Genomic DNA, 15,678 nt, shown 5'->3' with positions numbered 1-15,678 from the left:
ACTAGAAATGGCCACAGCCTACGACTCAAGCTCAGTAGAAAGCAAATGGTACCAGTATTGGGAGGACAACGGCTTTTTCCATGAAGAAGTGGACAAGGACAAGGAGCCCTTTAGTATAGTAATGCCTCCTCCGAATGTAACAGGTGCCCTTCACCTGGGGCATGCCATGGACAGTACCATCCAAGATATCCTGATACGCTTTAAGCGGATGCAGGGCTTTAACACGCTCTGGGTTCCAGGAACGGATCATGCGGGGATCGCCACTCAAGCTAAAGTTGAAGGGCAGCTAGCCAAAGAAGGAACCAATCGTCACGAACTAGGAAGAGAAAAATTCTTAGATAGGGTCTGGGACTGGAAAATGCAGTATGGCGGCCGCATTACCCAGCAGTTACGTCGACTAGGATCCTCCTGCGACTGGGAACGTGAGCGCTTTACCATGGATGAAGGATGTTCACGAGCGGTTCGAGAGGCCTTTGTAGATCTCTATAATAAAAAGCTGATTTACCGCGGAAACTATATAGTCAATTGGTGCCCTCATTGTCATACCACGATTTCAGATATTGAAGTGGAACACAATGATCGGGATGGAAACTTATATCACTTGCGTTACCCCGTCAAAGACAGTGACGAAGGCTTAGTCGTAGCGACCACTCGGCCGGAAACAATGCTCGGCGACACGGCAGTGGCCGTTCACCCAGAAGATGAGCGCTATAGTCATCTGATCGGAAAAACTTTAATCCTCCCCCTAATGAATCGAGAAATCCCGATTATTGCCGACGAATACGTGGACCGAGAGTTTGGGACAGGTGCTGTTAAAATCACCCCAGCCCATGACCCCAACGACTTTGAAATCGGACTCCGTCATAAATTGCCTCAAATTATTGTCTTAGACAAGGCAGCTAAGATGAATGAAAATGCTGGTAAATACCAGGGACTGGACCGTTTTGAGGCTCGTAAAGCGGTTGTCGAAGACTTGAAAACCGCCGGAGTTCTGGTCAAAATTGATGCCCATGCTCATGCTGTAGGAGAGTGCTATCGTTGCTCAACAGTCATTGAACCTTTAGTCAGTAAACAATGGTTCGTAAAAATGCAACCCCTAGCCAAGCCCGCCATTGACGTTGTCCGGGATGGACGCTTGGAATTTGTTCCAGAGCGCTTTGATAAAATCTATCTTGGCTGGATGGAGAACATCCGGGATTGGTGTATTTCTCGGCAGTTATGGTGGGGCCACCGTATTCCTGTTTGGTATTGCGAAGCTTGCGGTGCTGAAATCTGCTCAAAAGAGGATCCGGCAAGCTGCCCCACCTGTGGAGCGGACCACCTGAAGCAAGATCCTGATGTCTTAGATACCTGGTTTTCTTCCGGACTATGGCCCTTTTCTACCTTAGGCTGGCCGGAGAACACGCCTGAACTGGAACAGTTTTACCCCACCTCAGTGTTAGTCACCGGCAGGGATATCATTTTCTTCTGGGTAGCCCGTATGATTTTCATGGCCATGGAGTTTAAAAAGGAAGTTCCCTTCTCAAAAGTTATGATTCATGGTCTTGTACTAGATGCCCAAGGTCGAAAAATGAGTAAATCCCTAGGCAACGGTGTCGATCCCATAGAAGTGATCGAACAGTACGGAGCAGACACTCTGCGCTTCATGCTAATTACAGGTAATACACCAGGTAATGATCTGCGCTTCCATCCAGAGCGTCTCGAAGCAACCCGGAATTTCACAAATAAGATTTGGAATGCTTCACGTTATGTCCTCTTAAACCTAGAAGACTACGAAGAAGGACCCCGAGGCGAGCTCGCCCTAGCGGATCGCTGGATCTTGACTCGTTACGCATCCACTGTCGAGAAGGTCACAGAGGCTCTGGAAAATTTCGATCTTGGTGAAGCAGGACGTTTACTCTACGAGTTTATCTGGAATGAATTCTGTGACTGGTATATTGAACTTACGAAGCCGCGCCTCTATAACAAGGAAGATGTGTTGGCCCGACATACTGCTCAATCCGTACTCCTTGAAGTTCTGGAAGGAACTCTGCGCCTCTTACACCCCTTTATGCCTTTCTTAACCGAAGAAATATGGCAGAACTTCCCTGTGCCGGGGAAAAGCATAATGCTGCAGCCTTGGCCGGAAATACCCGATTACAAAGACCCTGTAGCTGAAGGAAATATGACCTTACTCATGGACAGCATCAAAGCCATTCGCAATATTAGAGCAGAAATGAAAGTAGCCCCTGGTCAGAAGGTGGAGATCATTATGCTGGCTCTTGATGCCAACCAACGCTCTGTATTGGAAAATGGAAAAGCGGATATTCTGAAATTAGCCGGAGGTGCTAGCGTCGAATTGTTTGCAGCCTTAGCTGAAAAACCTTCCCAATCAGCAAGTGCAGTTTTAGAGGGCGTAGAAATCTATCTCCCTTTAAAAGGCTTAATGGATTTTGATAAGGAAATTGCTCGTATAGAAAAAGAGATTGCTAACGCAAGCCAAGATCAGCTGGTCTTAGAAACCAAACTAAATAACCCGGGCTTTACAAACAAAGCACCCGCCGCAGTCGTAGCTAAAGAACGGGAAAGACTCGAAGGACTTTTAGCTCGCAAAGTGGCTTTAGAAGAGCGATTAAGGGAGTTAAAGCAAGGCTAGCATTAAGTCGGCAGGATGTCATGAATATCTGCGTATAGAATAGACTCTCAAATAGGCAGGAGGGGGCAAAGTTATGTCTGAAAAAAATCTTGAACAGGACTATCAAGAGAACTTACAATACCTCGCTAACCTAACCACCTTTGGTATCAATTTTGGGCTAGGGCGCATTACAGAACTTCTTAAACGGCTTGGAAATCCGGAAAAAAACCTGCGCGTTGTGCACATCGGCGGCACAAATGGTAAAGGTTCAACAACCGTCATGGTTGCCCGGATTTTGCGAGAAGCGGGGTATAAGGTTGGGGTCTTCACCTCCCCTCATATGCATGATTATCGAGAGCGTATGGTGATTAATGGCCTCATGATATCCAAGGAAGATGTTATTCAGATGATCAGTCGCCTGCGACCCCACTTGGAGGACATGGTTGCTGAAGGGTTTGAGCACCCCACCGAGTTTGAGGTGAGCACAACCCTTGCACTTCTCTATTTCGCAGAGAAAAACGTCGATTATGCCATGATTGAAGTCGGGTTAGGTGGAGCTATCGATTCCACAAATGTCGTGACTCCTCTGATTTCCGTCATTACCAATGTTGCCATGGATCACATGGATTACTTGGGTCCGGATGTGGTTTCCATTGCCAAAGTTAAAGCAGGCATCATTAAACCAAACTCAGTTGTCGTCACCGCCTCTGAAAATCCGGAGGTGATCCAAGTATTGCGTGAACAGGCTAAAGCCATGAATGTACCCCTTTGGTTAGTCGGGGAAGATGTCCGCTGGGAGAGCAAGTGGAGTGGAGAACTAGAACAAGAATTCGACCTCGTAGGGCTCCATGCTAACTATTCGAAGTTACGCCTGCGACTGATGGGATCCCACCAGCTGCGCAACGCCGCCACCGCAGTGACTGTTTGCGAAGTCCTACAAAGCGACTATGGAGTAACAATCCCTAGAGAAGCGATTTACTCCGGATTGCGCGAAGTGGAATGGATTGGTCGGCTGGAATTGCTTTCTCTAAATCCCAAGATTCTTCTCGATGGGGCACACAATGTGGATGGAGCAAAAGCTTTATCCCAGGCCATTCCAATTTATTCACGGGAGCGGCTTGTCCTTTGCCTGGGTATGCTGGCAGACAAAGAACGTGAAAAAGTCGTACAAATGCTTGTGCCTTTAGCAGACGAAATCGTCATCACCCGTCCGAATTCTCCTCGAGCAGGAGACTGGAAGGCCCTGGGGAGCCTTGCAGAACAATATGGTCGTCCTGTAACTTGCATTGAAGATCCTAAGGAGGCAGTTCTTTTCGCCCTTACTCGGCTCGGAGAAAAGGATATGCTCTGTGTAACAGGTTCAATCTACATGTTAGCGGACGCACGCCAAGCACTAATAGATAAAGTGAAATTAGCCTAAACGAAATAGCCTAGGGGGTGGAGTTATAGTCCACTCCCTAATTAAGTTTACATAGGCACTGTACATATTTGATTAGCAATAACGATGGGATATTGCCCTTGTTTAATCAGGCAAAAAATGCATATCGATGTCCTTATATCGAGATTCCAAATGTTAACTTAACTTAATAAACTTAACACAAACTTAACACAAAACTTTTGGGATTTGATATAATACTCAGTGGGAATTATACTGGATGAAAATGGGTATTCGACGAATTTTGCTGAAAACTTAAAGATTCGAATGTTGACTGCTCAGTTTCCTGGAGACTGGGAATTTTAAGGCTGGGGGTATTTTATGTTCAAGAAAGAAGACAAGTTTTTTATGCTTTTTTCCCAAAGTACTGAGATAATCACGAAGTCACTTAAAAGGCTCTATGGGATCATGCAACAAGAGTCAGTTTCACAAGAAGACGCAGCCCAAATGCATCGCTTTGAAAACGAGGCAGATAACGTCACGACTCAAATCTTAGAGCGACTGAATTGCACCTTCATAACCCCCCTGGACCGTGAAGATATCTATGAGCTGGCTCAGGTTCTTGATGATATCGTCGATTTTGCTGAAGGTACCGTGGAACGTATGCTCATCTATCGTACAGGTAAACCTTCACTAGGAGCTCAAGAACTGGTCCACTTGGTAGAATTATCTGCGGAGCAAATACATACAGCCTTCTCCTTTTTAGGGAACCTTCATTCTAAGAAAGCAAATATCTTGGCTGCAGCAGAAGAAATCTATCACCTGGAAAGTGCTGGGGACAAGCTTTACCGTCAAGAAGTAGCACGTTTGTTTGAATATGAAAAAGACCCCATTGAGATTATCAAATGGAAAGAGATTCTGGAGCATATTGAAGCAACCCTAGATCATTGTGAGTCCATTGCCGATCTTCTTAAAAGTGTGGTCCTAAAATATGACTAGTGTCAGCGTAATGCTTGTTCTTGTAGTGTTTTTAGCCTTGGCTTTCGACTACATAAATGGATTTCATGATACGGCCAATGCCATCGCTACGAGTGTTTCTACAAGAGCCCTGAGCCCGAAACGGGCTGTAATGATGGCTGCAGTCTTAAATCTCCTCGGAGCACTCTATAGCACGGGAGTGGCTCAAACCATTGCCAAAGACATTGTTTCTCCGAAATTTGTGACTCAAGAGGTTGTCATTGCTGCCTTACTCAGCGCCACTGCCTGGAACCTCATTACTTGGTACTTTGGAATTCCAAGCAGCTCTTCCCATGCCCTGATAGGGGGAATGGCCGGAGCAGCTGTAGCCAAGTCAGGATTTGCCATCCTGCATTGGCAGGGAATTGGCAAGATACTAGCAGCACTAATTTTTTCGCCGATTATCGGGATGGCTTTAGGTTTTATAATTATGAAGTTATTAGCACTTATCTTTGGAGGTTTTTCGCCCTCTCGTCTTAATCAAGGCTTTAAAAAAATGCAGATCATCTCTGCTGGATTATTAGCCTTTAACCACGGATCCAATGATGCCCAAAAGTCCATGGGAATTATCACCATGGCACTCATCGCTGCAGGGTTACAATCTCAGACAGATCTTAATCCTCATTTTTGGGTAAAACTTTCCTGTGCCTTGGCTATGGCAGCGGGAACGGCTGCGGGTGGATGGAAGATCATTCGAACTATGGGAGGAAAGATCTTTAAACTTGAGCCTATCAATGGCTTTGCTGCAGATTTGACATCATCGATCGTTATCTGGACAGCGACCGCAATGCCGGGACTCCATCTGCCTGTTTCCACAACTCATGTCGTTTCTGGCTCGATTATGGGGGTTGGGAGTGCCAAACGAGTTTCTGCAGTTCGTTGGGGCGTGGCTCAACAAATGCTTATGGCATGGCTTGTGACAATTCCTACAACCTCAGTTTTTGCGGCAACTCTTTACCTCGCACTTTCGAGACTTCTCTAGGTAAGAATTCCGACGATTGTTTTATTACAACTGTTAAAAGGTCTTGGCTTGAACCAAGGCCTTTTAAGATTATCTTTCGGTCTATTTCTTTCCTCCATCACATATCTTCCCGTAGAGAAGTTTGTCCTGAGCAACGGGGAAGGGGAATGGACATGAAGATAATGGGAAAGTTTCGAGTGGTGTTTGTCTTGATTTTAGGAATTATGGCATTGGCTTTATTGACCTGGGGAATCGGTAAAATATACTTAGAACTCTTAGGGCAACCTAGCCGTGACCAAGTCATCGGTTACCAAGTTCAAAACAACGAGCAAAGGAATCAAGAAACCATATTAGTGCTGCCTGAGGTAAAATTTTGGATTTGTCAGGCTGGAGTTTTTCAAAATGAACAAAATGCCCTGTCTATAAAAGAGCAATTAACTCTAAAGGGGTTAAAAGCTGAGGTGATAGGTTCTAGTCCCTGGATCGTAGGGATTGGCCTAGGACATTCTGCCGATGACCTTAAAAGTCTACGCCAACGCTTAGAGGAAAAAGGTCTCTTGACAATTCCGAAACAAATAGTGCTTCCTAAACGTACCTTTCGTGTCGCTGGAAATGGCAGCGAATTAACGACAGAATTATTGAAAAATGTTAATAATATTCTCCAAAAGGGATTTAATGAGGAAGAACTAGCCAGGGAAGAGCAACTATGGAGGACTCAGGCTGGTGATCATCCGCCGAAAGATTTAGAAAGCCTCCATCAAATCTTTTCTCAGATTCGCTCGAATACCACCATTGAAGAGCAAAATGCTGTGGGGTTATCACTGTTTTTTGAGTCACAGAGGATTATTTCTAAGTTTTCTGGTAAATAATACATGTAGAAACATCCATAAATTAAACTATTTGGAAAATCGAGCAAAGATAAAATTGCGTTTTTTTCCGATAGTGCTATAATTAACATATGTTTTATTATGGCGAAATTCCAAGGAGAGAAATGGGGGAACTTATTGAAAACGCTAAAAATTCCTGAGGCAACTATTATTCGACTATCGGTATACTCACGTCATTTGACTGACGTTGATCGCAAAGGAATTATCACCACTTCTTCGGGGGAAATCGCTGACGGAGTTGGAGTTAGTCCTGCACAAGTGCGGAAAGACTTGGCCTACTTTGGAGAGTTTGGGACAAGAGGCGTGGGTTATAATGTCAAAGATCTTCGCCAACATATTATGAGAATATTAGGCTTAAGCGAAGATTGGAGTGTAGCCTTGGTAGGAGTCGGTAACCTAGGCTTGGCTTTAAGTACTTATAGAGGGTTTAGAGAACGTGGTTTTGTCATCACCAGTATTTTTGACACAGATCCCCAAAAGATCGGGACAAAGATACTAGACGTAGAGGTACAGCCGATTGACCAAATGGAAACCGTTGTAAGACAAAACCGTACGCAAATTGGAATTGTCGCTGTACCCGCTGCCGCCGCACAGGAAACCGTAGATCAATTGATTAAAGCGGGAGTCGCAGCTATTCTGAATTTTGCTCCGGTAGTGCTGAACGTTCCTCCTGAGATCGAACTACGTAATGTTGACCTAGCTGTAAACCTTGAAGTGTTGACCTTTAATGTCTGCGGACAAAGGTGTTATTAATTCATACTACTGTTGTACATCAATAGGTACCTGTCGTATAATAGCACAATAAGAAGTGTATCTAGGGTTCCGCTGAAAAGGTCTGGACCGAGCGATACAGGTTGGAAATGTACCAGCTACACCGTGTGGGAAAAAAGCCCCGTGGCAAGTTCTTAGGAACTCGTTATGGGGCTTTTGAGTACTGTAAAAGCATAGACGCGCAGATAATAAGAGGGGGAGAACTATGAATCAAAACCAGGGTAAGAGAAAAGTGACAGTTTACGATACAACCTTGAGAGATGGAGCACAGGGAGAAGGAGTACATTTTTCGACCCAGGATAAGCTTAGTTATGTCAAACGAATTGAGGATATGGGAAACCTCTATGTGGAAGCAGGTTGGCCGGGAGCAAACCCACGAGATGAAGAGTTTTTTCAACAAGCTCAAACGTTACACTCTCCTATGGCGCGGATCACCGCCTTTGGAAGTACCTGCAAAGTCATGGAATCCCCTGAAGAAAGCGAGATTTTGCTTAAGCTATTAGCTTCCGGGGCGAAAACCATTACCATCTTCGGAAAGGCCTGGGACCTCCACGTACGGGACGTCTTACGGGGAACTCTAGAAGAGAACCTGCGCATCATTCGAGAATCTGTAGCTTTTTTGCTGCAGCAGGGACGTGAAGTATTTTTTGATGCGGAGCACTTTTTTGACGGCTTTAAGGAGAACCCGGATTACGCCGTGAAATGTGTTTCAGCTGCCCTTGATGGCGGAGCGAATGCCATCGTTTTATGTGATACAAACGGGGGAAGCATGCCGGGGGAAATTGATCTAGGGGTCAGAACCGTCGTGCAGAAATTTTCCCCTCAAAAGCTAGGCATTCACGTCCATAATGATCGAGGGCTGGCCGTTGCCAATTCCTTGATCGCCGTAGAAGCTGGAGTAAATCAAATTCAAGGGACTTGGAATGGCTTTGGAGAACGGTGTGGAAATGCAAATCTAAGTACACTTATTCCTCTGTTACAGCTTAAAGGGGATTATGATGTAGTTTCGGATGCAGCTCTGTTAAAGATAACCTCTTTTTCACGCTTCGTTGCTGAATTATCCAATGCACCGTTTGATGAAAAACAGCCCTTTGTAGGCCGAAGTGCCTTTGCGCATAAAGCAGGTATGCACGTGGATGCCATTCTCAAAAATCAACGAACCTTCGAACACATGGATCCAGCTGAGGTGGGCAACGAACGACGAATTTTAATCTCTGATCAAGCAGGCAAAGCAAATATTCTCGAACGCTTATCTCGCTTTGAACCTAATATTCGCAAGGACGACCCGCGAGTGGAGATTGCAATGCATGAAATCAAAGAATTAGAGCATACAGGATTTCAATTTGAAGCTGCAGAAGGCAGCCTAGATTTATTGCTTCTGCGCACCCTTGGAAAGTTAAGTACTCCCTTGTTCGAAGTCTTAGATTATCATGTCTGGAGTGATCCTTTGCGAGGAGAGCTTGATTCTGTCGCCGTCGTCAAGGTTAAAGTCGGTGAGGAAACCGTCCAAATTGCCTCTGAAGGAAACGGTCCAGTAAATGCCTTAGATACAGGCTTGCGGCAAGCCCTCGCCAAGTTCTTCCCCATCTTAGGGGAGAGCGAGCTGGTGAATTATAAAGTAAGAGTCCTGGACGGTGCTCACGGAACAGAAGCCATTGTCCGCGTAATTATTGATACTCGCTTAGGTAATGAGGTGTGGGGAACCATTGGGGTGTCTAAGAATATCCTAAAGGCCAGTGCCCAGGCCTTGCTCGATGCTATTAATTGGACCATATGGAGAGGGGAAGGGTACGAGTCGCATTAAGCCGCAAGTGAACGGGAACGTGCAATGTCCCCTTACTTTCAAAGACCCCAAGTGGCTCTCAAACTCTCGGAATTGCATCTGTGACATATAGCCTTAAATGTTATATTATGTACATAACATTTAAGGCTATTATTATAAGGGAGATATGCAATATGCGGCAAGAAAAGGATCTGATAGGAGTTCATTTAGTTCCGGATGACGTATATTATGGTATTCAGACAGTCCGCGCCACGGAGAACTTCCCCATAACTGGGTATCAACCTCATCGAGAATTGATCCGTGCCTTGGGCATGGTTAAAGGTGCTGCAGCAGAGGCCAATATGCATATTGGAGCTTTAAGCCCTAAGATTGGAAGGGCAATTGTCGAAGCTTCTAAGGAACTGGTAGAAGGACGTTTTCATGATCAATTTGTGGTTGATGTGATTCAGGGCGGTGCAGGGACGTCTATGAATATGAATGCTAACGAGGTGATTGCTAATCGGGCGATTGAGATCCTTGGCGGAACTAAGGGTGAGTATTTCAAGGTTCACCCCAATACTCATGTGAACATGGCCCAGAGTACGAATGATGTTTTCCCAACAGCTATACGAATTGCATGTTTGAATGTTGCCCAGGATTTGCTTGAAGTCCTAGACCACCTAAGCCAATCCTTTGAGGATAAGGCTCAAGAATTCGACGGTGTTATTAAAATGGGGCGGACTCATCTTCAAGAAGCAGTCCCTATTCGCTTGGGCCAAGAATTTGCTGCCTATGCGCACATGTTAGGCCGAGATATTAAGAGAATTAAAGAGGCAGTTCGCTCTCTTGAAGTCATAAATATGGGAGCAACGGCAGTTGGCACTGGATTAAATGCTGATCCCAGGTATATTGAAAAAGTGACTGAGCTGATGGGCCAATGGACAGGCTTGCCCCTTCGTCTTGCTGAGGATCTCGTAGATGCTACACAGAACACAGATGCCTTTATGGAAGTCTCCGGATCCTTGAGGACCTTGGCGGTTAATCTTTCAAAGATAGCAAATGATCTGCGCTTAATGGCCTCAGGTCCTAGAACTGGTTTAAATGAAATAAATCTGCCACCTATGCAACCGGGTTCCTCAATCATGCCTGGGAAGGTTAATCCGGTCATCGCCGAAGTGGTCAATCAAGTCGCCTTTCAGGTGCAAGGAAATGACTTTACCATTGGCTTAGCTTGTGGCGCTGGCCAACTTGAACTGAATGTTATGGAACCAGTCGTTGTCTTTAATTTGCTCCAATCCTTAGACATTCTGCGCAATGTGACTCGCGTCTTCCGAGAGCGCTGTATCTTAGGTATCACTGCCAATATTGAGCGCTGTCGAGTAATGGTGGAAAACAGCGTGGGCCTTGTCACAGCAATAAACCCTCACGTGGGATATGAAGTAGCATCAACTATAGCCAAAGAGGCTATTCTTTATGGAAGACCCGTGAGCGAAATTGTAATAGAAAAAGGGGTCCTGACAAAAGAAGAGCTTGATCTGATTTTAAATCCCTATGAGATGACCAAACCGGGAATTGCTGGAGTGGAGTTACTGAAGTAGTCGCGAGACACGTCCTCAGTCATGAGTTCGGCTACGACTCACTCAAAGACGTCGTTCCGTGTGATCGCGACCCTTTGGGGCTGGGGTTCCATATGCTTTAATGGTGATAACCACGATTTGAATAATCAAGTCGTGGTTAATTTTCTGCTAAAAATCTGCTAATTTTCTGCTAAAAATACTACTATGAAGCACAAAATAATCATTGCATTACAATAACAATATAACGAAAATCAAAAATAATTTATTGAAAAACAATATATATCCTGTTAAAATCAAATTGAAATAGAATAATAGAATAATATGAGCTAAAATGTTGCTGGAAATTTGCTAGGAAAAATAATGAGTTATCGTAAAAGGAGATATGATGAAAACAATACTTATGATTACTCCTGAGAATAGTGAAATTAATCGCTTCAGGGCCAAACAACATAATAACTTTACCCAATTAACAATGCCATATTTAGCAGGATTTGTCCCTGAACAGTATAGAATTAGGCTGATCGACGAATATAGTGAACGAATTGAATTTGAAAGGTATGATTTAGTAGCAATTACAGTAAATACACCAAATGCCCCCCATGTATATCAAATATCTACAAGATTCCGCGAATTAGGGTCATGGGTTGTACTAGGTGGTCCACATGTTACATTAAATCCAGAAGAAGCGGCTACTTACTCGGATACCGTGTTTGTTGGGGAATCCGAGGAGACATGGCCTCAATTTCTCACAGATTTCTTAGTGGGGAAACAGCAAAAGGTTTATAAATGCGAGTCTACACCGAGCCTTGAGGGATTACCTGTTGCGCGTAGAGACTTAATATCTGGCCATAGGTTTACAAGTGGTGCAATTTTTGCTACACGTGGATGCCCACATAATTGTAGCTACTGTTGTTTAAAGAAAATTTATAACAAGGAATTTCGCACCCGTCCTATTCATGAAGTAGTTAACGAGATAAGAATTATGAGGAATCGCTACTTTGTTTTTTGGGACGATAACTTTTTTGCTAATCCAGACTACACTAAGTCTTTATTAAAAGAGATTACACCATTAAAGAAGAGATGGGCTGCTCAGGTCACTGCACAAAGCTGTCATGATGAAGAACTTTTATCATTGGCGAAGAAGGCTGGATGTGTTTACTTATTTCTTGGACTAGAATCCTTTTCGGAACAGGGATTAGTAGATGCCAATAAAAGTTTTAATCACATTGACCAATATAAGATAATTGTAGATAAACTCCACCAACACGGTATTAGCGTACAAGCAGGAATAGTTTTTGGCTTTGATTCAGATACTCCAGAGATATTTGAAAAAACCCTTAACGCATGTGAAACTCTGGGAATTGACGGTGTAACTCCAAGTATATTAACCCCTTTTCCGGGAACCCCCATATATGATCAGTATAAGCGAGACGGGAGGCTCCTCAATGTAGACTGGTCATACTACAACAGTAAAACGCAGGTGGCATTTACTCCGAAGAATATGTCCGTAGAAGAATTGTTGAGTGGTTGTGACAGTTTTAGAAGTAAATTCCTTTCAATTAAGAGTATTACTCGTAGGGTAATAAAGTCTAAAGTTAATTTACCTTATACTTTACTGATGAATTGGGGTTATAGGAGAGCTTATATTGGTTTCAAAAAAGCGCGTAGGACATAACAGGAATAGTCATGACGTTATCGTGATATTACATCCTAATTCAATTTCCTCATAGTTAAATAGACAAAACTGATCCCCTTATGTTCAACAGAATGGGGGTTGTTTTTTTGTGTTTTTCAGAATGAAGAAGAACCCTGTCGAACTTGCTTACTAATGGGGAAGGTGCTACACTTATATGAGGCTTATTAGGAGTCAAAATAGATTTTTTGCAGACTAGACTTGCTATGGACGGAAGGGGAAAGAATAATGGCGGTTGGACGAAATTCCTCGGGTACAGGAAGAACGGTCTTGCTTATTATGATCGGTGCTGCACTGGGGACTTTAGTTGGTTTTGGCTTGGAAAAATACGGTATATTTGCACCGTTTTTGAAGCCGGCCGTCATCGATATACCTTCTCACACTTACGTAGATTTCTTTTTTCTCTCGCTCTCCTTTGGCTGTCGCATAAGTATTACGATTGCAACGATTTTGGGAGCGCTGGGAGGATATTTGATGTCAAGGAAGGTGTAATATGCTCGTACTTGCTTCTACATCTCCTCGCAGGGCAACATTGCTTCGCGAGGGAGGGTACGTTTTTGAAACGGTCAAGACGTCTGTTTCGGAAGAACTGACGGAAGGGATTCCTCCAGAAATCGGAGTTAAACAGCTAGCAATCCGTAAGGCCCAAGCGGGTTTAGCTTATTGGTTAGAGCTAGGAGGAAACACGCAGGACGTAGTGTTAGGGGCGGACACGATGGTAGTCCTTGACGCCTGTATTTTGGGAAAACCAGCTTCAGCAGCGGAAGCAGAAGAAATACTTCAAAGGCTAAGCGGACGAACTCACTCTGTCTTAACTGGAGTAGCTATGATCTCTGGATCAGGAAAACACGTTGCAGATGTGGTTGAAACTATTGTCCATTTTCGGCCTCTTACAGAGGATGAAATAAAGGCCTACGTAGCTAGTGGAGAACCAATGGACAAGGCAGGAGCTTATGGGATTCAAGGAGAAGCCAAAAAATTTGTTACATCCATTGAAGGGTCATTAACAAACGTTGTTGGCTTACCCATGGAATATGTCTCGGAACAACTTAGGACGTGGGGGATTGAGCAGATAAATATCGCTTCACGTGAGGTGGATAATGGAGTATCGGCGTTTGAAGGATCTACCGGAGGAACTTCTACCCCGTGAGAGGCTTTGCCAATTAGGCCCTGAAGCATTATCAAATCACGAAGTCTTGGCCATACTTTTACGCACTGGCCTTAAGGGAGAAAACGTTTTGACCTTAGCGGAGCGTATCTTGGTTGGGGTTGGTGGACTTTCGGGTTTGGCGAAGCTGACTGTCCATGAGTTAGCCCAAATACATGGTTTAGGGAAGGCAAAATCTGCAGAGGTAAAAGCTGCCTTAGAGTTAGGGCGACGGTCTGTTTCTGTAGATCCAATGTCTAGACCCGTGGTGAATTCTCCTCAGGATATAGCGCACATAGTTATGGAAGAAATGCGATTTCTTGATCGTGAGCATTTCCGAGTTGTTTCTCTATCGACCAAAAATCATGTTTTAGGGATCAGCCCGGTCTCCATAGGTTCGCTGAATTCGTCCTTAGTACACCCCCGAGAGTGTTTCAAAGAAGCAATACGGCGTAACTCCAACGCCATTATTTTATTGCACAATCATCCCAGCGGAGATCCAACCCCTAGTCAGGAAGATGTTGAAGTAACACGACGTCTGGCAGACGGAGGTAAGATTCTCGGGATTGAAGTATTAGATCACGTGATTATCGGAGATAATCGCTATATTAGCTTGAAGGAACGAGGAATCCTGTAATCGAGGTTCGTGGTTTAAAGTTCGAGGTTCGATTTGTGAATTCGATTCTAACGAATCGAAGGACGAAATTGAGCTTATAGCTTCAAATAATGTGCGAACTTTGTTCGCTTCGATTCGAACCACGAACGACGAATATCGAACCAGGATTAGGGACCTCGTACCACGACCATCGAACATCGAATTTAAGGGGGCTTCAAATACCATGTTTTTTAATTTTTTTAGCAAGGATTTAGGAATAGATTTGGGAACTGCAAATACAGTAGTTCATGCCAAGGGAAAAGGAATTGTTGTACGGGAACCCTCCGTTGTTGCCATGGACATAACCAATAAGACCCCTGTTGCCGTAGGTGACAAAGCCAAGGAAATGATCGGGCGGACCCCTGGTAACATTGTAGCTATACGCCCCTTAAAAGATGGAGTCATCTCGGATTTTAACGTTACGCAAAAAATGTTAAAATACTTTATCAGCCGAGCCCTAGGGACCGACCATCCATATATTCGACCCCGGGTCGTGATTTGTGTCCCTTCAGGGGTTACCCCAGTTGAAGAGCGTGCCGTGAAAGAAGCGGCCATAGCAGCGGGGGCGAAAGATCCAATTATTCTAGAAGAACCCATGGCAGCAGCCATCGGTGCAGGTCTTCCAGTCAGCGAACCGACAGGGAACATGATTGTTGACATTGGAGGAGGAACAACGGAAGTAGCCGTTATTTCCTTAGGTGGAATCGTGACAAGCCGTTCAATTCGGGTGGCTGGAGATGAAATGGACGATGCGATCATCGCTCATATTAAGCGACGCTATAACTTAACAATAGGTTATCGCACAGCAGAAACACTTAAATTTGAAATTGGCTATGCCTATAAAGCAGAACCAGGCTTCTATACTGTACGCGGTCGAGATTTATTAACGGGACTGCCTAAAACCATCGAAGTGACCTCCGAAGAAATTCAAGAAGCTTTACAAGAACCAGTCATGGCAATTGTGGATGCTGTCAAATCATGTTTAGAGAAAACTCCGCCGGAATTATCATCCGACATCATGGATCGAGGTATTATGATGGCAGGTGGCGGCTCGTTACTGCGCAACCTAGATCGACTACTCTCAGAAGAAACAGGTATTGCAGTGCACATAGCGGAGGACCCCTTGTCCTGTGTCGCTATAGGAACAGGAAATGTCTTAGAACACGCTGAAATCCTTCGTAGAATAGCCGCCTCGCAAAAGAGCTAAAAAGAGCGGGGA

Annotated in this window: 13 protein-coding genes; all 13 read left to right on the top strand. The window is 44.5% G+C overall.

The window, feature by feature from the left end:
• The first annotated feature begins 7 nt into the window (after positions 1 to 7).
• The 13 genes from HGJ98_RS20575 (at position 8) to HGJ98_RS20515 (ending at position 15,666) form a co-directional block, all read left to right on the top strand.
• Positions 8 to 2,635 (top strand): valine--tRNA ligase, encoded by a 2,628-nt coding sequence (locus HGJ98_RS20575; RefSeq protein WP_291353593.1) that lies wholly within the window; start codon positions 8 to 10, stop codon positions 2,633 to 2,635.
• Positions 2,636 to 2,708: 73 nt separating this feature from the next.
• Positions 2,709 to 4,034, top strand: coding sequence for a folylpolyglutamate synthase/dihydrofolate synthase family protein (locus HGJ98_RS20570; RefSeq protein ID WP_291353578.1), 1,326 nt, complete (start codon positions 2,709 to 2,711; stop codon positions 4,032 to 4,034).
• Between the two features lie 336 nt (positions 4,035 to 4,370).
• Positions 4,371 to 4,988, top strand: coding sequence for a DUF47 domain-containing protein (locus HGJ98_RS20565; protein ID WP_291353577.1), 618 nt, complete (start codon positions 4,371 to 4,373; stop codon positions 4,986 to 4,988).
• Entirely contained in the window at positions 4,981 to 5,988 is a 1,008-nt protein-coding gene (locus HGJ98_RS20560) for an inorganic phosphate transporter (RefSeq protein WP_291353576.1), read from the top strand. Before HGJ98_RS20565 ends, HGJ98_RS20560 begins: the two co-directional genes overlap by 8 nt.
• Before the next feature lie 152 nt (positions 5,989 to 6,140).
• On the top strand, positions 6,141 to 6,836 hold the full coding sequence (locus tag HGJ98_RS20555) for an SPOR domain-containing protein (RefSeq protein WP_291353575.1): 696 nt from the start codon (positions 6,141 to 6,143) through the stop codon (positions 6,834 to 6,836).
• 135 nt (positions 6,837 to 6,971) lie between these two features.
• Positions 6,972 to 7,607 carry a redox-sensing transcriptional repressor Rex gene (locus HGJ98_RS20550; RefSeq protein ID WP_291353574.1) on the top strand — a complete coding sequence of 212 codons (636 nt, stop codon included), beginning with the start codon at positions 6,972 to 6,974 and terminating at the stop codon, positions 7,605 to 7,607.
• Positions 7,608 to 7,830: 223 nt separating this feature from the next.
• Positions 7,831 to 9,429 carry a citramalate synthase gene (gene cimA / locus HGJ98_RS20545; protein ID WP_291353573.1) on the top strand — a complete coding sequence of 533 codons (1,599 nt, stop codon included), beginning with the start codon at positions 7,831 to 7,833 and terminating at the stop codon, positions 9,427 to 9,429.
• Positions 9,430 to 9,581: 152 nt separating this feature from the next.
• Complete coding sequence (aspA, locus tag HGJ98_RS20540) at positions 9,582 to 10,985, top strand: aspartate ammonia-lyase (RefSeq protein ID WP_291353572.1); 1,404 nt, start codon at positions 9,582 to 9,584, stop codon at positions 10,983 to 10,985.
• 364 nt (positions 10,986 to 11,349) lie between these two features.
• Positions 11,350 to 12,639: a radical SAM protein gene (locus HGJ98_RS20535; protein WP_291353571.1), complete on the top strand. Its 1,290-nt coding sequence runs from the start codon at positions 11,350 to 11,352 to the stop codon at positions 12,637 to 12,639.
• Positions 12,640 to 12,885: 246 nt separating this feature from the next.
• A complete protein-coding gene (locus HGJ98_RS20530) occupies positions 12,886 to 13,149 on the top strand; it encodes a DUF4321 domain-containing protein (RefSeq protein ID WP_291353570.1) in 264 nt (87 codons plus the stop codon).
• Position 13,150: 1 nt separating this feature from the next.
• Positions 13,151 to 13,807: a nucleoside triphosphate pyrophosphatase gene (locus tag HGJ98_RS20525; protein ID WP_291353569.1), complete on the top strand. Its 657-nt coding sequence runs from the start codon at positions 13,151 to 13,153 to the stop codon at positions 13,805 to 13,807.
• On the top strand, positions 13,758 to 14,441 hold the full coding sequence (gene radC / locus HGJ98_RS20520; protein WP_291353592.1) for a DNA repair protein RadC: 684 nt from the start codon (positions 13,758 to 13,760) through the stop codon (positions 14,439 to 14,441). Before HGJ98_RS20525 ends, radC begins: the two co-directional genes overlap by 50 nt.
• A 202-nt stretch (positions 14,442 to 14,643) precedes the next feature.
• The gene (locus HGJ98_RS20515; protein ID WP_291353568.1) at positions 14,644 to 15,666 is read left to right on the top strand and encodes a rod shape-determining protein; all 1,023 of its coding nucleotides are present in this window, start codon (positions 14,644 to 14,646) and stop codon (positions 15,664 to 15,666) included.
• Positions 15,667 to 15,678: the final 12 nt, after the last annotated feature.

The organism is Desulfosporosinus sp. (assembly GCF_014237355.1).
Lineage (GTDB): Bacteria > Bacillota > Desulfitobacteriia > Desulfitobacteriales > Desulfitobacteriaceae > Desulfosporosinus.
Note: the sequence above shows the minus strand (reverse complement) of the source record. Positions and strands in the feature narration are given on the sequence as shown.